General features: G+C 70.1%; 18 protein-coding genes. 13 read left to right on the top strand and 5 right to left on the bottom strand.

Annotated elements, in window-relative coordinates; genetic code table 11:
• Nucleotides 1-44: 44 nt before the first annotated feature.
• The 3 genes from HFP15_RS05815 to xsc form a co-directional block, all read right to left on the bottom strand.
• A complete protein-coding gene (locus tag HFP15_RS05815; RefSeq protein ID WP_312871481.1) occupies nucleotides 45-1,121 on the bottom strand; it encodes a YeiH family protein in 1,077 nt (358 codons plus the stop codon).
• A 28-nt stretch (nucleotides 1,122-1,149) separates the two neighbouring features.
• Entirely contained in the window at nucleotides 1,150-2,238 is a 1,089-nt protein-coding gene (locus tag HFP15_RS05810) for a phosphotransacetylase (protein WP_312871480.1), read from the bottom strand.
• A gap of 69 nt (nucleotides 2,239-2,307) precedes the next feature.
• Nucleotides 2,308-4,092 carry a sulfoacetaldehyde acetyltransferase gene (gene xsc / locus HFP15_RS05805; protein ID WP_210716733.1) on the bottom strand — a complete coding sequence of 595 codons (1,785 nt, stop codon included), beginning with the start codon at nucleotides 4,090-4,092 and terminating at the stop codon, nucleotides 2,308-2,310.
• Between the two features lie 147 nt (nucleotides 4,093-4,239).
• On the opposite strand from xsc, the gene HFP15_RS05800 reads away from it, so the two are divergent.
• From HFP15_RS05800 to HFP15_RS05790, 3 genes are read left to right on the top strand one after another with little or no spacing between them, the layout of a single operon-like run.
• A complete protein-coding gene (locus tag HFP15_RS05800; protein WP_168512185.1) occupies nucleotides 4,240-5,049 on the top strand; it encodes an IclR family transcriptional regulator in 810 nt (269 codons plus the stop codon).
• Nucleotides 5,046-5,999 (top strand): AAA family ATPase, encoded by a 954-nt coding sequence (locus HFP15_RS43390; RefSeq protein WP_312871479.1) that lies wholly within the window; start codon nucleotides 5,046-5,048, stop codon nucleotides 5,997-5,999. Before HFP15_RS05800 ends, HFP15_RS43390 begins: the two co-directional genes overlap by 4 nt.
• A complete protein-coding gene (locus tag HFP15_RS05790) occupies nucleotides 5,999-7,699 on the top strand; it encodes a cobaltochelatase CobT-related protein (RefSeq protein ID WP_168512183.1) in 1,701 nt (566 codons plus the stop codon). Before HFP15_RS43390 ends, HFP15_RS05790 begins: the two co-directional genes overlap by 1 nt.
• 12 nt (nucleotides 7,700-7,711) lie before the next feature.
• Here HFP15_RS05790 and HFP15_RS05785 read toward each other — a convergent pair whose 3' ends face one another.
• Nucleotides 7,712-8,914 (bottom strand): RNA polymerase sigma factor, encoded by a 1,203-nt coding sequence (locus HFP15_RS05785; RefSeq protein WP_168512526.1) that lies wholly within the window; start codon nucleotides 8,912-8,914, stop codon nucleotides 7,712-7,714.
• Between the two features lie 2 nt (nucleotides 8,915-8,916).
• Nucleotides 8,917-9,288, bottom strand: coding sequence for a YciI family protein (locus tag HFP15_RS05780; RefSeq protein WP_168512181.1), 372 nt, complete (start codon nucleotides 9,286-9,288; stop codon nucleotides 8,917-8,919).
• A gap of 395 nt (nucleotides 9,289-9,683) precedes the next feature.
• On the opposite strand from HFP15_RS05780, the gene HFP15_RS05775 reads away from it, so the two are divergent.
• The 10 genes from HFP15_RS05775 to HFP15_RS05730 all read left to right on the top strand — a co-directional run bounded on the left by HFP15_RS05775 (nucleotide 9,684) and on the right by HFP15_RS05730 (nucleotide 21,976).
• The gene (locus HFP15_RS05775; protein ID WP_168512179.1) at nucleotides 9,684-10,100 is read left to right on the top strand and encodes a hypothetical protein; all 417 of its coding nucleotides are present in this window, start codon (nucleotides 9,684-9,686) and stop codon (nucleotides 10,098-10,100) included.
• 143 nt (nucleotides 10,101-10,243) lie between these two features.
• A complete protein-coding gene (locus tag HFP15_RS05770) occupies nucleotides 10,244-10,933 on the top strand; it encodes a TetR/AcrR family transcriptional regulator (protein ID WP_168512177.1) in 690 nt (229 codons plus the stop codon).
• Between the two features lie 138 nt (nucleotides 10,934-11,071).
• Nucleotides 11,072-11,881 (top strand): CoA transferase subunit A, encoded by an 810-nt coding sequence (locus HFP15_RS05765; protein ID WP_168512175.1) that lies wholly within the window; start codon nucleotides 11,072-11,074, stop codon nucleotides 11,879-11,881.
• Nucleotides 11,878-12,723 (top strand): CoA-transferase, encoded by an 846-nt coding sequence (locus tag HFP15_RS05760; protein WP_168512173.1) that lies wholly within the window; start codon nucleotides 11,878-11,880, stop codon nucleotides 12,721-12,723. The genes HFP15_RS05765 and HFP15_RS05760 overlap by 4 nt, the downstream gene beginning before the upstream one ends.
• Entirely contained in the window at nucleotides 12,720-14,030 is a 1,311-nt protein-coding gene (locus HFP15_RS05755) for an acyl-CoA dehydrogenase family protein (protein ID WP_168512170.1), read from the top strand. Before HFP15_RS05760 ends, HFP15_RS05755 begins: the two co-directional genes overlap by 4 nt.
• Nucleotides 14,008-14,913 carry an enoyl-CoA hydratase gene (locus tag HFP15_RS05750; protein ID WP_168512168.1) on the top strand — a complete coding sequence of 302 codons (906 nt, stop codon included), beginning with the start codon at nucleotides 14,008-14,010 and terminating at the stop codon, nucleotides 14,911-14,913. Before HFP15_RS05755 ends, HFP15_RS05750 begins: the two co-directional genes overlap by 23 nt.
• Nucleotides 14,913-17,030: a hydantoinase/oxoprolinase family protein gene (locus HFP15_RS05745; protein WP_168512166.1), complete on the top strand. Its 2,118-nt coding sequence runs from the start codon at nucleotides 14,913-14,915 to the stop codon at nucleotides 17,028-17,030. Before HFP15_RS05750 ends, HFP15_RS05745 begins: the two co-directional genes overlap by 1 nt.
• Nucleotides 17,027-19,327: a hydantoinase B/oxoprolinase family protein gene (locus tag HFP15_RS05740; protein ID WP_168512164.1), complete on the top strand. Its 2,301-nt coding sequence runs from the start codon at nucleotides 17,027-17,029 to the stop codon at nucleotides 19,325-19,327. Before HFP15_RS05745 ends, HFP15_RS05740 begins: the two co-directional genes overlap by 4 nt.
• Nucleotides 19,317-20,966 carry a (2,3-dihydroxybenzoyl)adenylate synthase gene (locus HFP15_RS05735; RefSeq protein ID WP_168512162.1) on the top strand — a complete coding sequence of 550 codons (1,650 nt, stop codon included), beginning with the start codon at nucleotides 19,317-19,319 and terminating at the stop codon, nucleotides 20,964-20,966. The genes HFP15_RS05740 and HFP15_RS05735 overlap by 11 nt, the downstream gene beginning before the upstream one ends.
• Nucleotides 20,963-21,976 carry a phosphotransferase family protein gene (locus tag HFP15_RS05730; RefSeq protein ID WP_168512160.1) on the top strand — a complete coding sequence of 338 codons (1,014 nt, stop codon included), beginning with the start codon at nucleotides 20,963-20,965 and terminating at the stop codon, nucleotides 21,974-21,976. The genes HFP15_RS05735 and HFP15_RS05730 overlap by 4 nt, the downstream gene beginning before the upstream one ends.
• The last annotated feature ends 35 nt before the right edge of the window (nucleotides 21,977-22,011 follow it).

Genomic DNA, 22,011 nt, shown 5'->3' with positions numbered 1-22,011 from the left:
AGTGCCCTGTCGATGGGGCCAGATCCGCCGGGGCGCGCGCGGGTTCACAGCGTCCCGGTGAGCGCCTGCAGGCCGAGGCTCGATCCCGCGACGGCCACCCACAACAGCCCGCCGAGCAGTAGCGGCCGGTGGCCTGCTTCGCGCATGTCGGCCATCCGCAGCGAAAGGCCGATACCCGCGAGCGCCGTCGTGATGAGGAACGTGCCCGTTTCCGACAGCGGGACGTGCCACGAAGGCGGAATCACGCCGATCGTGTCCAGCGACGCGGCGGCCAGGAATCCGATCAGGAACAGGGGCACGATCCGTTTCCACGGCATGTCCCGCAGCCGCGGACGGCCGTGCCCGCCCGGATCCGCACGGCGAGCTTCCCGCCGGGCGGTGAGGAAGGCCAGCACGATCACGATGGGGATCAGCGTCAGCGTGCGGGTCAGCTTGACGACGATTCCGTACGCGCCGGCGTCGCCGCCGTAGGCGAACGATGCCGCGACGACCGACGAGGTGTCGTTGATCGCGGTTCCGGCCCACAGCCCGAACGAGTGCGTGGTCATGCCGAGCAGGTGTCCCAGCGGCGGGAAGATCAGCACAGCCGCGATGTTGAAGGTGAAGATCGTGCCGACGGCGTAGGCGATGTCGGCCTGCTTCGGTTTGATCACCGCGCTGGTCGCCGCGATGGCCGAGGCGCCACAGATCCCGGTTCCAACGCCGATCAGCGTCCGGGTGTCACCTTCGATGCCGAGCATCCGGCCGAGCAACCAGGCGCCGGCGACGGCGACGGCGAGTGTGCCGAGCATGACCGGCAGCGAGCTGCTGCCCACCTCGAACACCTGCTGCAGCGACAGACCGGTGCCGAGTACGACGATCGACAGCTGCAGCACGGGTTTCGACGCCACCGCGTAGCCGGGGGCGCACCGGTGACCACGCAGGCGGGGAACCAGCGCGGCGGCGAGCGCGCCGAGCACGATCCCGAAGACCGGGCCTCCGACGATCGGGACGAACGTGCCCGCGACGGTCGCCGCGGCGGCCACGGCGACCGCGACCATCAAGCCGGGCAGAACCCGCGAGACACGGTTCTGCGGTATCGGAGCCAAAGGGATGGCCGCGGTCCGTTCGTAGGCCTTCACCCTGATATCTCCACACTGATCAGTCCTTTCACGTTCGTGGGGAAGTCGTGCGCTCCGGCGCCGGCGCGAGGGAGCGCGGCAGTCCGCGACGGCGAGGTTCGGCGTCGCGCCGCGCCCGGGCATGCGCCTGCACGGCGGTCAGCAGCGCGGTCCAGCGGATGTCCTCGGCGGTGCAGCCGCGGGACAGGTCGTTCACCGGGGCGGCGAGCCCCTGCAGGACGGGACCGAAGGCGAGCGCGCCCCCGAGGCGCTCGGCGATCTTGTAGCCGATGTTGCCGGCGTCGAGATTGGGGAAGACGAAGACGTTGGCCCTGCCCGCGACAGCGGAACCGGGAGCCTTGCGCCGTCCGATCGCCTCGACCAGCGCCGCGTCGAACTGCATTTCGCCGTCCACACGCGACCCGGGCGAGCGCTCGCGCACCAGGGCGGTGGCCGCACGCACGCGCTCGACGCGATCGTGGGCGGCGCTGCCGAGCGTGGAGAACGACAGCATCGCGATGACCGGCTGCTGACCGGTCAGCGCTTGGTGCGTGCGGGCGGAGGCGATCGCGATGTCGGCCAGCTCGTCCGGCGAGGGCTCGGGAACCACCGCGCAGTCGGCGAATGTCATGCGGCGCCCGTCCCGGAGCACCAGGACGAAACAACTGCTCATCGTCGCCACATCCGCTTCCAGGCCCACATAACGAAGACCGGCGCGCAACACGTCGGCGGTGGGCCGGTTCGCCCCGGCCACGCACGCGTCGAACCTGCCGGTGGCGACCCCGGCGACGGCTGTGGACAGGGGATCGGCCACCGCGTCCCGGATCCGGCCGGGATGTTTCGCGAGCCGGGCCGCGATGAGCGCTTCGATGTCGCGGTCCCCCGCGAGCTCGCGCACGTCCACAATGGACTCCGCGGGCAGGGCGACGCCGGCGTCGGCCGCGGCGCGCTGGATCGCCGCGCGGCAACCGACCAGGCGGGGCACGAGCACGCCTTCGGTGACGAGTGCGGCCGCTGCTCGCACTGCTCGCGGGTCTTCGCCGTCAGGGAGCGCGACGGTCGGCCGGGCGCCTCCCAGCGCGTCGATCCACTGGCGGCGTAGGGAAAGCCCGTCGGCGCGGGTCGAGGATGAGGTCACGGAAGACCGCTTTCTCTCCGGAATCGGAGGCGGGGTGACCCGGTGGCCGGGCCGCCCCGCCGGGGGCGATCACACGTAGTCGCGGTACTTCTCGAGCAAGCGCACCGGCTTGCGCAGGGCGTCGCGGCGGAACGGGTCGCCCAGCTCGCGGGTGCACATGATCTCGATGACGGTGGTCCGGCCCGCGTTCATCTGCGCGTCGACCGCCTTGCGCAGCGCGGGACCCACCTGGTCGAGCTGATCCACGACGATGCCGTCGGCGCCCATCGCCTGCGCGATGCCGGCGAAGCTTTCGCTCTCCAGCTCACCGGCGACGAAGCGGCGGTCGTAGAAGTCGACCTGGTTCTTCTTCTCCGCGCCCCACTGCCGGTTGTGGAACACGACGGCCGTCACCGGGATGTCGTGGCGGACGGCGGTCATGATCTCGCCCATGCTCATGCCCCACGCGCCGTCGCCGGCGTAGGCGATCGCGGGCCGCTCGGGCGCCGCGACCTTCGCGCCGATGATCGTGGGCAGGGCGTAGCCGCAGTTGCCGAAACTCATCGGGGCCAGGAAGGAGCGCGGTTCCTCGAACCGCAGGTAGCTGTGCGCGACAGAGTTGATGTTGCCGATGTCGGTGGAGACCATCACATGCTCGGGCATCGCCTTCTCGAGCTCGCGCAGGACCTGCCGGGGGTGCAGCCAGTCGCCGTCCTCGCCTTCCTGCTCGGCGATCATGTCGAGGCTGTAGGGGTCCTGCTCGTGCATCCACTCGTCGAGTTCGCGCTCCCAGGCGGCCTTCTCCTCGCGGATCCGCTCGGCCCGGGCGTCGCGAGTGGAGTCACCGGCGAGCGTCCGCTTGCGCAGCCGTTCGGTGAGTGCCGCCGCGGATTCGCGGGCGTCACCGCAGATGCCGACGTCGATCTTCTTGACCAGGCCCAGCATCTTGTGGTCGGCGTCGACCTGGATGATCTTCGCGTTCTTGGGCCAGTAGTCCAGACCGTGCTGCGGCAGCGTGCCGAACGGGCCCAGGCGGGTGCCCAGCGCGAGTACGACATCGGCCTTGGAGAGGAGCCGCATCGCGGCCTTGGAACCCTGGTAGCCGAGCGGGCCGCACCACTGGGGGTGACTCGCCGGGAAGGAGTCGTTGTGCTGGTAGCTGTTCACGACCGGCGCGCCGAGCCGTTCGGCCAGCTCGCGGCATTCCTCGACGCCGTCGGCGAACACCACGCCACCACCGGCGACGATCACCGGGAACTCCGCCGCGGCAAGCAGGTCGGCGGCCTCGTCGAGGCTGCGCGTACCTCCGGGGCCGCGGTCGAGGCGCTGCGGTTCGGGGATCGCGGTCTCGATCTCGCCGTAGAAGTGGTCGCGCGGGATGTTGAGCTGCGTCGGGCCCATCTCCGACATCGCGCGGTCGAAGGCCCGCGCGGTCAGCTCGGCCATCCGAGCCGGGTTGTTCACGTGCGCCTGGTACTTGGTGAACTCCTGGAACATGGGCAGCTGGTTGGCTTCCTGGAAGCCGCCCAGCCCGATGCCCATGGTCCCCGCCTCGGGAGTGACGATGACGACGGGGCTGTGCGCCCAGAACGCGGCGGCGATCGCGGTGACGCAGTTGCTGATTCCCGGCCCGTTCTGGCCGATCACCACGCCGTGGCGGCCGCTGACTCGCGCATATCCGTCGGCCATGTGGGCGGCGCCCTGCTCGTGCACGACCGGGATCAGCTTGATCCCCGCCGGCGCGAAGATGTCCATGGCGTCCATGAAGGCCGAGCCCATGATGCCGAAGATCTCCGTGACGCCGTTGGCCGCCAGCGTCTCGACGAACGCCTCCGACGGCGTCATTTTCTGCGGCTGCGCTGTTCGCTCGCTCATTGCCACTCCCTGTTGCGAAATTTGGAACGAACTGTTCCGGAAAGTTGAGTCGCAAGGGACTGTAAGTGGCTCGGCTCGTCCGCGTCAACGGGTTGTCTTCAGGATCGGAACGCGGTGTACTGTTTTCTGAGACGGAGAGGGGATGAGGTGGAACTGATTCAGGAGCCCGAGGGACCGCTGTCCGGCGACACCCCGGCGCTGCGGCTGTTCGCGCTGCTCGAGCTCATCGCGACGAGCGACCATCAGGTGTCGCTCCCGTCGCTGGTGGCCGAGACCGGCCTGCCCAAGCCCACGTTGCACCGGATGCTCCAGCAGCTCGAGTCGGCGGATCTGCTCATGCGGGTCGGCGACGGCCGCGGCTACACGACCGGAGTCCGCCTGCACCGGCTGGCGGAGAACGTGCTGCTCAACGATTCGCGCAACGCGGGCCGGCACGTGATCCTGCAGCACCTGGTCGAGGAATTGCGCGAGAGCTGCAACCTCACCGCCCTCTCGCGCGGCGAGGTGGTCTACCTCGACCGTGTCGAGACACCGGAACCGCTGCGGTTCTACCTGCGCCCGGGCTCCCGTGTGCCGGTGCACTGCTCGGCCAGCGGGAAGCTGTTCCTCGCGCGGATGCCCCGGAAGCAACGCCGCAAGCTGATCGAGCACACGCCCCTCAAGCGGTACACCGCGAAGACGATCACCGATCCAGACGCGCTGGAAGCGGAGTTCGAGCGCATCGCCGAGCTGGGCTACGCGGTCGATGACGAGGAGTACCTGCCCGGCCTGGTCTGCGTCGCGGTCGCGGTGCCGCGTCCGGACGGCAGCCCGCCGGTGCTCGGAGTGGCCGTCCAGGCGCCGGTGATGCGCCTGTCGCTCGACGACGTCAGCGCCGCACTGCCGGCGTTGCGGCGAGCGGCCGAGGCCATCGGCGAGCACGAGACCGGGGCCGGGACCCCGGAGGAGTCATCGTGAGCGCGCGGAAGCCGGACACGGTCGCCGACGCGCGGAAGGTGTTCGGGCTCGACATCGACCTGGAGGTTCCGGCATTCACCGAGCCCGACGAGCACGTGCCCGACCGTGACGACGCGTACTGCTTCGACCCGGAGGTGACGCTCGCGCTGTTGCTGGGTTTCGCGCACAACCGGCGGGTGCTCGTGCACGGCAGGCACGGATCGGGAAAGTCCACGCACGTCGAGCAGATCGCCGCCCGCCTCAACTGGGGCTGCGTACGGGTGAACCTCGACGGGCACCTCGGGCGCCTGGAACTCGTCGGCCGTGACGCGGTCACCGTACGGGACGGCAAACAGGTCACCGAGTTTCACGAGGGGATGCTGCCCTGGGCTGTGCGCCGCCCGGTCGCGCTGGTCCTCGACGAGTACGACGCGGGACGTCCCGACGTCATGTTCGTCATCCAGCGCCTGCTGGAGAAGGAAGGGCGCTTCACCCTGCTCGAACGCAACGAGGTGCTGCGGGCGCACCCCGCGTTCCGCCTCTTCGCCACGGCGAACACGGCCGGTCTCGGCAACCACGACGGGCTCTACCACGGGGTGCAGCGGGTCAACCACGCCCAGCTGGACCGGTGGAACGTCGTGGCCCGGCTGGACTACCTGCCTGCCGAGACCGAGATCGGCATCGTGCGGGGCCAGGTGCCCGGCGTGGACGAGCGAACGGCGCAGGCGATGGTGTCGCTCGCCCAGCTCACCCGCCAGGGCCTCGAATCCGGTGATCTCACCAGCCTGATGTCCACCCGCACGGTCGTGACGTGGGCGGAGAACACCCGCTATCTCGGCGATCCCGCACTCGCGTTGCGCGTCACGTTCACCAACAGGTGCGGCGACTTCGAGCGGGAGATCGTCGACGAGTACTTCCAGCGTTGCTTCGGCCACGACGCGGCCCCGTACCAGCCACGCATGAGCGCCTGATGACCGCGGGGGACGCGCTGGCCGATCGCGGAACCGCGCGTGCCACGCACCGAGTCGATGCGGTGCGCGCCACCACCGTCCGCGCGCTCGGCCGTGATCGCGAGGTGTGTTTCCGCGGCGGACGGCCTTACCGGGGCGCGGTGCCGATGACGATGCTGGCACCCCACGTCCGGGTCGAGGCGGAGCAGCGGTGTTGCCTGCGCGGTGCCGCCGATGGCTTGGCGTTGCGGATCCGGTTGTCGGACACCGCTGTGCACCTGCGGCACCGGCCGGACGGTGACGTCGCGCGACTGGTTTTCGACCAACTGGAGCAGTTTCGTGTCGAATCGCTGGTGCCGCGCGGATTTGCCGGAGTGGCCGGGAATGTGCGGCATCGCGTCGAGCACTGGCTCCTGGGCATGGACGGCGGCGGGCTCACCCACACCGAGGCCGGGCTGCTCCTGCACAGTGTCGCCGCGATGACGTGGTCACACCTCACCGGCTGCCCCCTGCCGGGACCGGTGGAGGAGTCGATCGAGCCGGTGCGGGCGGCGCTGGCGGCCGAGTTCGGTCCCCGGACCGCGCACCTGCGACGATTGCGCTCGGAACAGGGGCGGTTCGCGATCAAGGCCGCCGAGTTCGCGACCGGCATCGCGTGCCTGCTGGGCGATCCCGGGAAGCCGTCCGGGCGGGCTCGTTCCGCCGGGCAGCGCGCACTCAGCGATCTCCTGGGCGGCGCGGATGCGGAGGGTACCGGGGTCCCGGCGGCGGTCGGCGGCGGGCACGGCGCTGCGGCGAACGCGTACCGGATTTTCACCACCGTCCACGATCGCGAGCGTGCTGTCGTGGATTTGGTGCGGCCGGCTCAGCAACGGGAGTTCCGGCGCCGCCTCGACGAGCTCGGCCGCAGGGCACGGATCAACCGTCCGAAGCTGTTGCGGGAGCTGGCCGGGGCGCTGCTGTCGCCCACCGAGGACGGCTGGACGCACGGGCTCGACAGCGGCCACGTCGACGGCCGGCGTCTGGCGACGCTGATCGCCTCGCCGGGGGAGACCAGGATCTTCCGCGACGCGGCCGTCTCGAGGACCGCCGACGTTTCGGTGACCTTTCTCCTGGACTGTTCCGGCTCGATGAAGCGGCATATCCCGCTGACCGCGGTCCTCGTGGACGCTCTGGCCCGTGCACTCGACGAAATCGGTGCCACGACGGAGGTTCTGGGATTCTCCACCGCCGGATGGGACGGCGGTCGTTCGCGTCGCGAATGGACGCGTGCGGGACGGCCCGGCAATCCTGGCCGGCTCAACGACAGGCTCCACCTGATCTTCAAGTCCGCGGACGCGTCCTGGCGCCACGCTCGGCGCGGCATCGCCGGTCTGTTCAAGCAAGATCTCTTCCGGGAAGGCCTGGGCGGCGAGGCGCTCAGGTGGGCCACCCGGCGAGCCCGTGCGCACGGAACGGGCCGGTCGGTGGTCGTGTTCATCTCCGACGGCAGTCCGTCCGACAGCGCGTCCGCGGCGCTGAACCCCGACGGCTTCCTGGACGCCGATCTCGTGCGCGCCGTGGCAGACGCCGAGGCGCACCGAGTCGAGGTCCGCGCCTGGAGCCTGGGCGTGGACCTCAGCCATTTCTTCCCGCGATCGCTGGTGCTTCCGGCCCAGGACTTCGTCGACCAGCCCATGCTCGACGAGGCGGTCGCGTCATTGAAGGCGACCGGAGACTGAGCCGGTGCGCCGCTAGGAATGCACGCGGCTCGCGCGGGATTCGAGGTAGCGGCGCTCGGCGAGGCTGGCCGTCGCTTTCGCGGCGCGACGGTAGTGCTCGTACGCGCCGGTGGTGTCGCCGGTCTTTTCCAGCAGGTGGGCCCGCACGGACAGCAGCCGGTGGTGCCCGGCCATGCGCTCGTCGCCGTCCAGTGTGGACAGTAAATCGAGCCCTGCCGCCGGGCCCTCGATTTCGGCGAGCGCGATCGCGCGGTTGAGCGTGACCATCGGGTTGGGCGCGATCCGTTCCAGGATCAGGTACAGCGCGTGCACCTGGCGCCAGTTGGTCTCCGGCGCGGTCGCCGCGTCGGCGTGAGTGGCGGCGATGGACGCCTGCAGCTGGTAGGGCCCCAGCGCCGGCCCCGCCAGCGACGCCTTGACCAGCGCCATGCCCTCGTCGATCAGCGCCCGGTCCCACTTCGCCCGGTCCTGCTCGTCCAGCGGCACCAGATCGCCGCCGGCCGTCGTGCGTGTCTCCCGGCGGGCGTGTGTGAGCACCATCAGGGCGAGCAGGCCGGTCACCTCGCTGTCCCCGGGCAGCTGCGCGTGGACCATCCTGGTCAGCCGGATCGCCTCGCGCGCGAGGTCGGCGCGGTGCAGGTCGCTGCCCGAGGAGGCGGTGTAACCCTCATTGAAGATCAAGTACAGCACATGCAGGACGACCCGCAGCCGCTCCGCGTGCTCGGCGCCGCCGGGCATGGCGAACGAGCTGCCCTCGGCTTTGATGCGCTGCTTGGCCCGGCTGATCCTGGCGGCCATCGTGGCTTCCGGAACCAGGAACGCGCGCGCGATCTCCGCCGTGGTCAGGCCGCCGACGGCCCGCAACGTCAGTGCGGTCTGGGAGGCCGCGGTCAGCGCCGGGTGACAGCACAGGAACAACAGCACCAGTGAGTCGTCGGTGCCCTGCGGTTCCTCGGGCACCGCCTCGGTCGCCGTGGCCAGCTCGCGCTCGCGGCGCGCGTGGTCGCTGCGCATCTGGTCGACGAGCCGGCGCGACGCGACGGTGAGCAACCAGCCGCGCGGGTTGGCGGGCACGCCCTCGGCGGGCCACTGCACGGTGGCGGCGAGGACGGCCTCCTGCACCGCGTCCTCGCACCCGTCGAACCGGCCGTACCGCCGCACGAGTGCCCCGAGGACCTGCGGCGTGAGCTCGCGCAGCAGGTCCCCGGCTCCCATGGTCACGCCTCCAGGTTCCCGTCGGCGAACATCACCTGCCGCACCTCGACGCCCAGTCCCGTGATCGCGGTGTCCGGAATGCGCGCCGCCAGCTCGATCGCGCGTTCCTTGTTCTCGCAGTCGACCAGGTAGAAGCCGCCCAGGTACTCCTTGGACTCCAGGAACGGGCCGTCGGTCACCACCGGCGCCCCGTCGCGGACGGAGACCACGACGGCCTGGGACGGGTCGGCCAGGGCCTGGGTGGTGATCAGCTCGCCGGACTCCTTGATGGCCTCGATGAACGTGGCGTGCCCCTCGCCGATCGCCGCCTTCTCCTCGTCGGTCAGCGCGTCCAGCACGGCCGGGTTGATGTGCATGCTGATCAAGAACTGCATCTCGTACTCCTCAGCTTCGCGGGACCCGCCTGGCCCCTTCGACCGTTGGTCGTAGCCGCCGGCGCCGTCTTGACATCCCCGGCCCAACTTTCCCACGAACTTTTTCCCCAGGGCCCGAGCGGGCCGGCAACCGCGACAAGATCCTCTGCGGCATACGGGCTGCCGCCGAACATTCATCAAGTAGGGTTCGCCGGCGTGAACGACCGGAGATGGGGTTTCGAGGCAGCCGAGGGCCGGCGACAGGTGGTCGAGCCCCGGGCATCGCAGACGGGTGCCACCGGCCGGGACGTGGAGGGGCTGCTGGATGCGGAACTGGCGAATCAGATTCCGGTGACCAGAGGACCAAGCCCGAGATCGCAGCCGCGCAGGCCAAAGTCCGGCTGGCGCATGATTCGGTGACGCGCACCAATTCCGCCGCACCGACCGACACGCACCCGCTGTTCTACTTTGGACTGATCTTTCCGGGAGGTGGGGCGGTAGCCTTGTTGTCCTCCGGGGTCGACGCGGCCGCTGCCGGCTCGCGTACCCTCACCAGTCCGGCATTCGATCTTCAGTTCTTCCAGGGGATCCGCAGGTTGGCACTGGCCATGTGGCTGTGCGCCATCGTGTCGGACGCTCTCGGTGTCTTGGTAGTGCTCGCGGTCGCGGGAGGCCGGGGGAGCACGCCGGTCGGCACCGGCGTTGTGACCGTCGCCTCCGCCGCTGCGGTCCTCACCGTGGTCTGTGCCGGTATCGTGTCGGTCGTCATGCGCCGCCGCGCAGGTCAGGCCGCGCTGCTGTCCGATACTTTCATCGAGCGTCACCCTCGCTGAACCCCAACCGGCCATGCGCGCCACGGGCGGCGTGACGAGTCGGGTCGTGCACCCGCCCCCTTGCGGATCTTCGTTCGTCCCGGGGCTAACGTTGACACTCAGTTGAGTCCTCGACTCGGGAGTCGGGAAGGGTGAGGTTCGTCGTGACGGGTAGTGCCTCGCGCCGGCAGTTGATGGAGAACGAGCTCCTCGACCGTGCCGCGGCGCTCTTCGCCGAGCGGGGCTTCGAGGGTACGACGCTCAAGGACATCGCCGAGGCCGTCGGTATCACACGTCCTTCGCTGTATCACTACATCAAGAGCAAGGACGAGCTGCTCGGCATGCTCGTCTCGGGTCTGACCGAAACCGCGGCCGCGGAGCTGGCCGAGATGGAGGCCAGCGAACTGAGCTGGTCCGAGCGGCTGACCCGGGCCGTGCGATCGGTGACCCTGCGGATCTGCGCGCACCCGTCCCGGTTCCGGTTGCTCGACCGCAGCGAGCACATCCTGTCCGAGTCCTTCCGGCGGAGGCATCAGGCGGGCAAGCGGGCGATCCTCGCCCATCTGAGCGCGATCATCGACGGCGGTATCAAAAGCGGCGAGTTCTGGCCCACCGACGGACGTGTCGCGGCGTTTTCGATCCTCGGTTCCTGCAACTGGGTGGCATGGTGGTTCCGCCCCGACGCTCCTGGGGCGGCCCCGGAGGCGGTGGCGGACCAGCTGGCCCTGATGGCGCTGCGCTCGGTCGCGCGCACCGACCGGGCGTCCGTTCCGGTCGGCCCGAGGGCGGCACTCGCGGCCATTCGCGCCGACCTGGAGTACGTCGAGCGGCATCTGCCCGCCGAAGGTTCCTGACCACGACTGAATTTCTGGTGACCCCCGGTCTTTGACCGGGGGTCACGTCTTTGTGTGCCCCGTCTTGACAGTGGCGGTGAGCCCTGTCTACAGTCTCGACTCAAAAGTTGATTATACGACTCAAGAGTCGGAGGCGCGATGGACAAGGTTGTCCCGCTCGGGGAGATGGTGTCCGCCGTCGAACCGCACTCCCTGGTCTCCTTCGGGGGCGGGGGAATGATGCGCAAGCCGATGGCGGCGGTCGCGGCGCTCGCGCTGCGCCGGACGCCGGTGCGGCTCGCGGTTTTCCTCGGCGGTCCCGACGTGGATCTCATGCTGGGCGCGGGTGTGGTCGAGCAGCTGCAGTCCGCCTACGTCGGACTCGACGCGCTCGGCCTGTCGCCGAATTTTCGCCGGGCACGCGAGTCCGGGGACTTGCCCGTCGTCGAATGGACCGAGGCGATGTTCATCGCCGGGGTCGAGGCCGCGACCCGGCGGGTTCCGTTCATGCCGACGGTGACCGGTCCCGGAGTGGACCTGATGGACGTGCCCGGCACCCCGTTCCGGCGATTCAACTGCCCGCTCACCGGCGAGGAGCTGACCGCCGTCCCGGCGATCCGGCCGGACGTGCTCTTCCTGCACGCGGGCGAAGCCGACCGCGAAGGCAACGTCCGCATCACCGGTGACGGTTTCCTCGATCCGCAGCTCGTCCGCGCCGCGTCCACGGTTTTCGTGACCGCCGACCGGATCGTCGACCGGCTCGGCGGAGCCATCAGCGAGCACGAGACCACCATTTCCCGCCTGTGGGTCTCCGGCGTCGCCGAGGTTCCGCGCGGATGCGGCTTCACGGCGTCCTTTCCGGACTGGCCACTCGACTACTCCGCCGCCACCGACTACGTAAGCCATTGCCGAGACCGCGACTGGCTGCGTGAGCACGCCGGCACCCTCGCCGAGGGAGCGACACGATGACCGGGTTCACCGTCGAGGAGCAAGTGATCAGCGTGCTGGCACAGATCTACCGCGGCGAGGTCATCGCCGCCGCCGCGACGGTTTCGGCCGACATCGCCTCCCGGCTCGCGAAAGCCCTGTACGCGCCCGAAATCGTGCTGATGGCCGGGGGCAGCATGGCCGGATACGACTGCGCGCCCACCGCGAAAGGACTCAACGACGAGTGGATCTCGTCCACCAGCGCGGTCCGCGGGTCGGACTGGATCGAGACGTTCGACCTGATCTCGGCGGGCAAGTATGCGATCTGCATGGGACCGGTGCAGGTCGACCGCACGGGGTCCTGCAACATCTCCGTGCTCGGCGACTGGGAGCGGCCGAAGGTCGCGATGATCGGTTCGCGCGGCATTCCCGATGACATGGTCCGGCTCGCCGAACTGACCTTCCACGTGCGCAAGCACACGCCGCGCGCACTGGTCGAACGCGTCGACTTCCGCTGTGGTCTCGGTTTCGGGCCCGAGCGCGACCGGCTCGGGCTCACCCTGGGCGAACCGCGGATGCTGGTGACCGACCTCGGCGTGTTCGACTTCGACCGGGACGGGGCCGGGATGCGGGTGCGCTCGCTGCACCACGGGGTGAGTTACGACGACGTCGTCAAGGCGACCGGTTTCGAACTGCTTCCGCCGCAGGGCGCCATTCCCGTTACCCCGGCGCCCACCGAGGAGGAGCTGTACTGGATCCGTGAGCGGCTCGACCCGCTGGGCGTTCGCCGGCTCGACAGCCCCGCACCGCCGCCAGGACTGCTCGCCGAACTGGCCGAACGCGAGCGGTCACTGTGGACAACGCCCGCCGGAGGTGCGCAGTGAGCTGGGACTTCAGCACCGATCCCGATCTCGCCGACGAACTGGCCTGGATCAGGGAGTTCATCGACACCAAGGCCGTCCCGCTGGAGGCACTCGATCTTCCCGTCGCCGAATTCGACCAGGTCGCCGCGCCGCTGATCAAGGAGGTCAAGGAGCGGGGCCTGTGGGCCGCCCACCTCGGGCCCGAGCATGGCGGCACCGGCCGCGGCCAGCTGCGGCTCGCGCTGATGAACGAGATCGTCGGACGGTCCCGCGTCGGGCCGACACTGTTCGGCACGGCGCCGCCGGACTCCGGCAACCTCGAACTGCTCGCCGCCCACGCGACCCCCGCGCAGCGCGCCCGGTATTTCGTCCCGCTGCTGGAAGGCATCCTCCGCTCGTCGGTCGCGATGACCGAACCCGGTGCCGGGGCCGACCCGACCCTGTTGAGCACCCGGCTGGAGCGCAAGGGGAGCGGCTGGGTCCTCAATGGACACAAATGGTTCGCGACCAACGCGTCACTGGCCGACTTCCTGCTCGTGATGGCGGTGTCCGATCCGGACGCACCGCCACGCGACCGGGCGACGGTGGTGATCGTGGACCGCGGCACCCCGGGTGTCGACATCCGCCGCGATATCCCGTCGATGGAGGACCCCGAGCCGCGGCCGGCGCAGATCGAGAACCATTGCGAGATCACGTTCACCGACGTGCGGCTGCCTGCCAACGCCGTGCTGGGTGAACCCGGGCGGGGATTCGCGATGATGCAGGAACGCCTCGGCCCGGCCCGCGTGCACCACTGCATGCGCTGGATCGGGCAGGCGCGCCGAGCGCTGGACATGCTCTGCGAACGCGCCACTTACCGCTACTCACACGGATCCACCCTCGCCGAGAAGCAGACCGTGCAGAACTGGATCGCCGACTCCGCCGCCGAGATCGCGGCCGCGCGCCTGCTCACGCTGCACGCCGCGTGGCGCATCGACACGGTCGGGTCGAAGGAGGCGCGCGAGGACATCGCGTTGATCAAGTTCTACGGCGCGAAGGTCCTGCACGACGTCATCGACCGGGCGGTGCAGGCCCACGGCTCGCTGGGCTTCTCGGCCGACCTGCCGCTGGAAGGGATGTACCGCCGTGCCCGTGCCGCCCGCATCTACGACGGTCCGGACGAGGTGCACCGCCAGAGCGCCGCGCGGCTGATCCTGCGCGGGTACACCCCGCCCGCGGACGGGATCCCCACCGAGCATCTGCCCACCCGGCGACGCGCCGCCTACGAACAGTTCACCGAATTCCTATCAGATCGAAAGGTTGCCGATGACGTCATCCGTTCGCTATGAGATCCCCGAACCCGGGATCTGCGTGATCACGTTGAGCAGGCCGGACAAACGCAACGCGCAGGACGTCCGGATGACCTACGAGCTCAACGACGCGTTCGACCGTGCCGCCCACGACGACGCCGTCAAGGTGATCGTGCTGACCGGGGACGGCCCGCATTTCTCAGCTGGCCATGACCTGAAAGACGTTGTGTGGCACGAGGAATTCGGCCAGGTCGGTACCTGGGGCGGGTTCGGCGAGCCCGGGGCGGAGGGCTGGGTCGCCCGCGAGGAGGAGATCTACCTCGAGATGTGCCGCCGGTGGCGCTCGATCCCGAAGCCGACGATCGCGGCGGTGCACGGCAGGACGCTCGGCGGCGGGCTGATGCTGGCCTGGGTGTGCGACCTCATCATCGCCGCGGACGACGCGACCTTCGCCGATCCGGTGGTGGACATGGGTGTCTGCGGTGTCGAATGGTTCGCGCACCCGTGGGAGCTCGGGCCGCGCAAGGCCAAGGAACTGTTGTACACGGCGGATTCGTGGACGGCCCAGGAGGCGCACGGCTTCGGCATGGTCAACCACGTCGTGCCCCTCGGCGAGCTGACCACGTTCACGCTCGGCCTCGCCCGCAAGATCGCGGCGAAGCCCATGTTCGCGCTGCGGCTGACCAAGGAAGCCGTCAACCAGGCGGTCGACGCGCAGGGCCAGACGACCGCGATCCAGGCGGCGTTCGCGCTGCACCAGCTGGCACACACGCACAACCTGGAGCGGTACGGCATCTGCCTCGACCCGGCGGGTATCCCGTCCGCGTTGCAGGAGTCGTTCCCGTCCACCGACCCGGATGACGAGCTACGGGTGAAACGGCGCAACGCCCGCGCCGCGACCTCGGGCGGAAAGGCACACTAATGGCTTACGTGATCGGTATCGACGTCGGCGGCACGTTCACCGACGCGGTCGCGTCCCGCGACGACGGCACGATGATCTCGACGAAGACCCCCTCGACACCCCCGAACTATGCGGACGGGGTGGTGCGGGTACTCGAAGGACTGGCCGAGCGCGCCGGTGTCGGCCTGCGCGAGCTGCTGGCGGACACCTCCTACATCGCGCACGGCACGACCTCGACGCTCAACGCGCTCGTGATCGGCGACGTCGGCAAGGTCGGGTGGCTGACCACGGTCGGCCACCGCGACTCCATCTACATCATGAACGTCATCGGCCGCTACGCCGGCAACAGCCCGGAGCAGGTCCAGGACATTCTCGCCACCCGCAAACCGGCGCCGCTGGTGCCCAAACGCCGGGCGAAGGAGGTCATCGAGCGCGTCGACTACAAGGGCAGCGTCGTGGTGCCGCTCGATGAGGACCAGGCGCGCGAAGCGATCCGGGAGCTGCTCGCGGAGGACGTCGAGGCGATCGCGGTGTCGCTGCTGTGGTCGTTCCGCAACTCCGCGCACGAGCGGCGGCTGCGGGAACTCATCCACGAGCAGGCAGCCGAGATGTACGTGACGCTGTCCAGCGAACTTTCGCCGCGAATGCGCGAGTTCTCCCGCAACGCGACCACGATCATGAGCACTCAGGTCGGCCCGACACTCGCCCGCTACCTGGAGCCGCTCACGGATCGCCTGCGCGACAACGGTTTGCGCGGCCCGTTGCTGATCATGCAGGGGACCGGCGGCACGCTCGCGGCGCGCGAGGCACCCAAGACCGCGATCACGACGGTGGGGTCCGTGCTCACCGGCGGCGTGACCGGGGCGGCCCGGCTGGCCGGGCAGCTCGGGCACCGCAACGTGATCTGCACCGACGTCGGCGGGACCACGTTCCTCGTCGGGCTCATCGTCGACGGCGAACCACTGCAGACGACCACGACGGTCATCAACCAGCACGTGATCGACGTCCCGATGCTGAAGGTGCAGGCGATCGGCAGCGGCGGCGGCGCGATCGCGTGGCTCGATCCCGGCGGGAACCTGCGGATCGGCCCGCGCAGCGCGCAGGCGGTGCCCGGGCCCGCCTGCTACGACCAGGGCGGCACGGAACCCACCGTCACCGACGCCGATCTCGTGCTCGGCATCCTCAACCCGGACAACTTCCTCGGCGGCCGGACGAAACTCAGCGTGGCACGCGCTCGCGAGGCCATCGACAAGCACATCGCGACGCCGCTCGGGCTGAGCGTCGAGGACGCGGCCGCCGCGATCTTCGCCGTGCAGAACGCCCAGACCGCGGACCTGGTGCGCAAGGTCGTGGTCGAATCGGGTGAGGACCCGCGCCACTTCGTCGCCTACGCGTTCGGCGGAGCCGGTCCGGTGCACTGCTTCGCCTACGGCGCCGAACTGGGCGTGAAGTCCACCGTCGTGCCGCTCGGCCCGTCGGCGGCGGCGTTCTCCGCCTACGGACTGGCCGCCAGCAACGTCGCCGTCGTCAAGGAAGTCTCGAAGCCCTCGACCTTCCCGGTGCCCGCCGACGAGGTCACGAAGACCTTCGAGGAGCTCGAAGCGGAGGCACGCACGGCATTGAAGCAGCAGGGCGTCGAGCTCGTCGACGTCGTGCTGCGGCGCGAGGTCGATGTCCGCTACACCATGCAGCTGGCCGAACTGCCGACCCCGGTGCCGTCCGGGACGCTGAGCGAGGGCGACCTCAAGGAGGTACTGGCCGCGTTCGAGACCCGCTACGCCCGCGCGTTCGGCACGGGAACCGGCTACGGCGACGCCGGTTTCCAGTTCATCACCTACCGCGTCCACGCGACCGGCGTGCTCCCGTCCCAGGTGGTCCTGCCGGCGGCCGAGCCCGCGGCGGGACGATCCGTCGAGGACGCGCTCACCGGACGGCGTCCGGTGCTGCTCGACCCGCGCCGCGGGTTCGAGGACACCCCCATCTACGACTATCTCCGGCTCGCGCCGGGGCACCGCATCACCGGACCGGCGATCGTCGAAGTGCCGACGACCACCGTCACGATCTCGCGCCACGACACCGCCGAGATCGACCGGTTCGGCAACCTCGTTCTGCACCACACCGCCGAGGAGCGCTCATGAGCAGCCCGATTCCCGGAGCCGAGGTCTTCAACAGCCGCCCCGTCGACCCAGCGGCGCTCCGCGCGAGCGTGCCCGCCAGCCTGCGGCTGCACACCGTCGGCCAGGACGTCATCGACGACCTTGACCCGCTCACCTACGAGGTGATCCGGCACCGGCTGTGGTCGATCACCGACGAGATGGGCGAGACGCTCAAGAAAATGTCCGGCTCGACCGTCGTCACCGAGGCCAACGACTTCGACTTCGCGCTCTGCGACGAGGTCGGCCGGGAGGTGCAGATCGGGCTGTACAACACCTTCCTGTCCGCGTCGCTGGATCTGGCCGTCTACTGGACCCTGCAGCATCGCGCCGACAACCCCGGCATCAACGAGGGCGATATGTTCCTCTGCAACGATCCCTGGGTCGGCGGCGGGCTGCACCAGAACGACGCCACGGTGTACGCGCCGTTCTTCTTCGACGGCGAGCTGTTCGGCTGGTCCTCGGCGGTGGCACACCAGCTCGACGTCGGTGGCGTCGCGCCAGGGTCCTGGACCCCGCGCGCCCAGGACGTGTTCTGGGAGTCGCTGCCGACGCCGCCCATCAAAGTGGTGCGGGACAACGTGTTGCAGCGCGATGTCGCGGACATGTGGACCCGCCGCTCCCGCACGCCGATGCTGCTTTCGCTCGACCTGCGCGCGAAGATCGGCGCGAACAACACCGCGCAGACCCGGTTGCGGCGGCTGCTGGAAACCTACGGGCCCGACACGGTCAAAGCCGTCATGAAGCGGATCATGGACGACGCCGAACAGCGGCTGCGCGCGAAGCTGCGGGAGCTGCCCGACGGCACCTGGCACGCCACCGGCTATCAGGAGCACTCCGGCCAGGACGACCGCGGGCTCTACAAGATCGTGCTCGCGATGACCAAAAAGGACGACCGGCTGACGTTCGATTTCCGTGGCACCGCGGCACAAACTGGCATGATCAACTGTCCGTACTCCGGGGTGCGGGCCGGGATCATGTCCGCGCTGCTGCCGGTACTGGCGGGTGACATCCCGTGGGCGGGTGGCGGCCTGATGCGCTGCTTCGACATCATCGCCGACGAGGGCACCATGATCAACGCGTCGTTCCCCGCCGCGGTCGGCAAGGGCCCGGTCGGGCCGGCGTGGGCGGCGGGCAACCTCGTCAACGAGTGCCTGGCGAAGATGCTCGACTCGCGGCCGCACTCCCGTAAATCCGTCCAGTCGGTGTGCGGCGGCACGTTCGACATGGTCGCCCTCGCCGGTCTCGACCAGCGCCAGTACCCGTTCGTGTCCCTCGTGATGGACGCGATGGCCGGCGGTTACGGCGCCGGCGTGGACCGGGACGGCGTCGACACCGGTGGCATGTTCGTCATCCCGATGGGGCGGGCGCCCGACGCCGAGATGACCGAGTTCACCTCGCCGGTGCTGCTGCTGTGGCGACGCGAGGAGACCGACTCCGGCGGGCCCGGCGCCCAGCGGGGCGGCGTGAGCGGCTCGGTCTGCCTCGTCCCGCACGACACGCCGGCACCGCTGGCCGGGGTGTTCTCCGGATCGGGCAAGGCCACGACGCAGAACGCGGGCCTCGCCGGTGGCTATCCCGGCAACACCCAGCTCGACATCGTGCTGCGCGACAGCGACGTGCTCGGCGCGCTCGCCGCGGGCCGGGTTCCCCACAGCCTCGACGAGATCACCGCGACCCGCGACGTCATGGGCGGCGAGGTCGAGACCTTCATCGGCCTCGAAGACGCCGTCTACGTCCACTGGCAGAGCGGTGGCGGATACGGCGACCCGCTCTACCGGGACCCGGCCGCCGTGGCCGAGGATGTGCGCGAAGCCAAGGTGTCCGCGCAGGCCGCCCGCGATGTCTACGGCGTGGTGCTGGACGGCGACGGCGCGGTGGACGAGGAGGCGACCCGTCTGCGCCGGGAGGAGGCGCGGTCCGCGCGCCGCGGTGCCGCGGGCATCACCGCCGACGCGAGCAGGCAACGCGCGGACGTCACGCAAGCGGAGGCACTGGACGCGAACCAGGCGCTGCTCGACGGCCGGACGGTCGTGTGTCGCCACTGCGCCACGGTGCTGGGTGAGCTGGGCGAACCGTATCTGGCCGCGTTGCCCCGCATCGAGACCGGACCGTCGGCCGCCGGGCCGCACGTGTGGGCGGACTCGGCGACCTACGTCGACGAGACCGTCGTGTTCCGGCAAGCGGTCTGCCCCGGCTGCGCGACCGCGTTGCTCAGCCAGGTCGTGCCCGCCGGGCACCCGATGCCCGCCGACAGTCTCGGGAGCCGGGATGAGGGCTGACCGGCGGCTGCCACGCCGGCCGGAGGCACTGGCCGAGCACTACCGCGCGGCCGGTGCCTGGGGCGAGACCACGATCGGCGCGGAGCTGAGCGCCACCGCCGCGCGTTGCCCCGGGCGCGTGGCGGTGGTGGACGCCGAGCGCCGGCTCACCTACGCCGAGCTCGACCGGCAGACCACGGCTGTCGCGCTCGGTCTGCTGGATCGCGGGCTGCGCCCGGGCGATGCCGTGGTCGTGCAGTCGGGCAACGTCGTGGAAACGCTCGTCGGGTTCTACGGTCTGCTCAAGGCCGGGCTGGTGCCGGTGTGCTCGCTGCCCCAGCACGGCAGGCGTGAGGTCTCCGACCTGATCACGCTCACCGGCGCCCGCGCCCACCTGATCCAGGCCGACTGGCCACGGGCCGACCTTCCCGCGCTGGCGGCCAGCCTCGCCGCCGACGAGCACATCCAGTTCACGATCACGGTGCAAGGCAGTACGAGCGGTGGCGTCGCACTCGCGGATCTGATCACGCATCCGCCGGGGCCGCTGCCCGAGGTGGACGCCGAGGACCTCGCCGTACTGCAGCTGTCCGGCGGCACGACCGGCACCCCGAAACTCATTCCCCGGTTGCACTGCGACTACCTGTGCAACGCCCGGGCCTGGGCGCGGCGGTGGGGCTGGGACGAGCACAACGTGGCCATGCACGCCCTGCCCGTCATGCACAACGCCGGCCTCGCCCTGTGCGTCCTGCCCGCACTGCTCACCGGCGCGACCGTCGTACTGGCGCCGAGGGCCGACGCGGAGGTCATCGCGGGACTCATCGAGCGCGAACGTGTCACCGACATGGTCGCCAACGCGACCGTCGCCTACCGGCTGCTCGAATCGGACGCGGCACGCTCGGCCGATCTCGGTTCGCTCGCCCGGCTCACCGTCGGCCCGCAGACCCCCGAATACGCGCACCGCCTGGAATCCGAGCTCGGCATCCGCGCACTGGGCGTGTTCGGCATGGGCGAGGGGATGATCATGTGCACCCCCTGGGACGCGCCCGCGGACGTCCGCCGCACCACTGTCGGTACCCCGATCCACCCGCTCGATGAGGTCCGGATCCTCGACGACGACCTGGCCGACGTCGCGCCAGGCGAGATCGGCGAACTGGCCTGCCGCGGCCCGTACACGATTCCCGGGTACTACGCGGCCGCCGAGCACAACGCGGTGGCGTTCACCCCGGACGGATTCTTCCGCACGGGAGACCTCGCACGCGCCCAGCACATCGACGGCACGACGTTCTACTCCATCGAGGGCCGCATCAAGGACAACGTCAACCGCGGCGGTGAGAAGATCCACGCCGACGAGCTGGAGCGGCTGCTGGTGACCCACCCCGGTGTCGCCGAGGTCGCCGTCGTCGGCATGCCCGACCCGGAACTCGGCGAGCGCGTGTGCGCCTACATCGTGCCCCGCGAGGACGGTCCGGCCCCGACCGTGGCCGACCTTGCCGAGTTCCTCCTCGGCAAGGGGATCGCGAAGTTCAAACTGCCCGAACGGGTCGAGGTGCGCTGGGAGCTTCCGGTCACGAGCATCCGGAAGGTCGCGAAAAAGCGGCTGCGCGAAGACATCGCGGCGAAACTCGCCCAGGAACGGCAAGCCAGGGTGACGCCACGATGAGCGCGACGCTGCCCGCCGACCGGCTCGGTCCCTGGCTCGAAGCACGCGTTCCCGGCCTGACACCACCGCTCACGTCGACCTTGATCGCGGGCGGGCGGTCCAACCTGACCTACCGGGTCACCGACGCGCAAGGACGGTCCGTCGCGGTGCGGCGCCCACCCGCGCGCATCGACGTCAAGGGCGCGCACGACGTCGCCAGGGAGGTCCGGATCCAGCAGGCGCTGTCCCGGCGGTCGAACGTCCGCGTCGCCGCACAGCTCGCGTTCTGCGACGACGAAAGCGTGCTCGGGACGCCGTTCTCGGTGATGGAGTTCGTTGACGGCACCATCGTGCGCGACACCGCGAGCGCGGCGGCACTGGACGAACCCGCCCGGGTACGCGCGGGGCGCGCGCTCGTGGATGAACTCGTCGAGCTGCATCGCCCGTCGCCAGCCGAACTGGGCCTCGCGGATCTGGGGCGCCCCGAGGGCTACCTCGCCCGGCAGTTACGCCGGTGGTCGGCCCAGATCCACGGCGAGCAGGACAGCGCCACGCCGCTGAGAGAGGGACACGAACAGCTCACCCGCCGGATGCCACGCCAGCAGCGCACCGCCTTGCTGCACGGCGATTTCCGGCTCGACAACGTGATCCTCTCCGGTACCGGTGACGTTCGTGCGGTGCTGGACTGGGAACTGTCCACTCAGGGCGATCCGCTCGCCGACCTCGGCTCGCTGCTCCTGTACTGGCAGCCGGAAGACCGGCTGGCGAAGGTCCTGCCGAGGGGCAGCGAACTTCCCGGCTTCCCCGCGGCGGCGGAACTCACCGCCCGCTACGGCACCGAAACCGGGCTCGATCTCGGCGAATTGCCTTATTACATCGCGTTCGCGGCCTGGCGGCTGGCGATCATCACGCTCGGCGTCGCGGCCCGCTACCGCGGCGGCGGGCGAGCCGGGTCCGACCTCGGCGTCGACGATCTGGCCGTCGACGCGGGTGTGCTGGCCGAGTTCGCCCTGTCCCGGCTGGACACCTGAACCACTCACCACACGACTTCCCCGGAGGCCCATCA

The organism is Amycolatopsis acididurans (assembly GCF_012328925.1).
Lineage (GTDB): Bacteria > Actinomycetota > Actinomycetes > Mycobacteriales > Pseudonocardiaceae > Amycolatopsis_E > Amycolatopsis_E acididurans.
This window is presented reverse-complemented; position numbering and strand designations above follow the sequence as displayed.

Coding starts and splice junctions, on each gene's coding strand:
- xsc (WP_210716733.1), bottom strand. CDS start 4,092: ATGAGCGAGCGAACAGCGCAGCCGCAGAAAATGACGCCGTCGGAGGCG.
- HFP15_RS05790 (WP_168512183.1), top strand. CDS start 5,999: ATGACCGCGGGGGACGCGCTGGCCGATCGCGGAACCGCGCGTGCCACG.
- HFP15_RS05785 (WP_168512526.1), bottom strand. CDS start 8,914: ATGGGAGCCGGGGACCTGCTGCGCGAGCTCACGCCGCAGGTCCTCGGG.
- HFP15_RS05780 (WP_168512181.1), bottom strand. CDS start 9,288: ATGCAGTTCTTGATCAGCATGCACATCAACCCGGCCGTGCTGGACGCG.
- HFP15_RS05765 (WP_168512175.1), top strand. CDS start 11,072: ATGGACAAGGTTGTCCCGCTCGGGGAGATGGTGTCCGCCGTCGAACCG.
- HFP15_RS05760 (WP_168512173.1), top strand. CDS start 11,878: ATGACCGGGTTCACCGTCGAGGAGCAAGTGATCAGCGTGCTGGCACAG.
- HFP15_RS05750 (WP_168512168.1), top strand. CDS start 14,008: ATGACGTCATCCGTTCGCTATGAGATCCCCGAACCCGGGATCTGCGTG.
- HFP15_RS05745 (WP_168512166.1), top strand. CDS start 14,913: ATGGCTTACGTGATCGGTATCGACGTCGGCGGCACGTTCACCGACGCG.
- HFP15_RS05740 (WP_168512164.1), top strand. CDS start 17,027: ATGAGCAGCCCGATTCCCGGAGCCGAGGTCTTCAACAGCCGCCCCGTC.
- HFP15_RS05735 (WP_168512162.1), top strand. CDS start 19,317: ATGAGGGCTGACCGGCGGCTGCCACGCCGGCCGGAGGCACTGGCCGAG.
- HFP15_RS05730 (WP_168512160.1), top strand. CDS start 20,963: ATGAGCGCGACGCTGCCCGCCGACCGGCTCGGTCCCTGGCTCGAAGCA.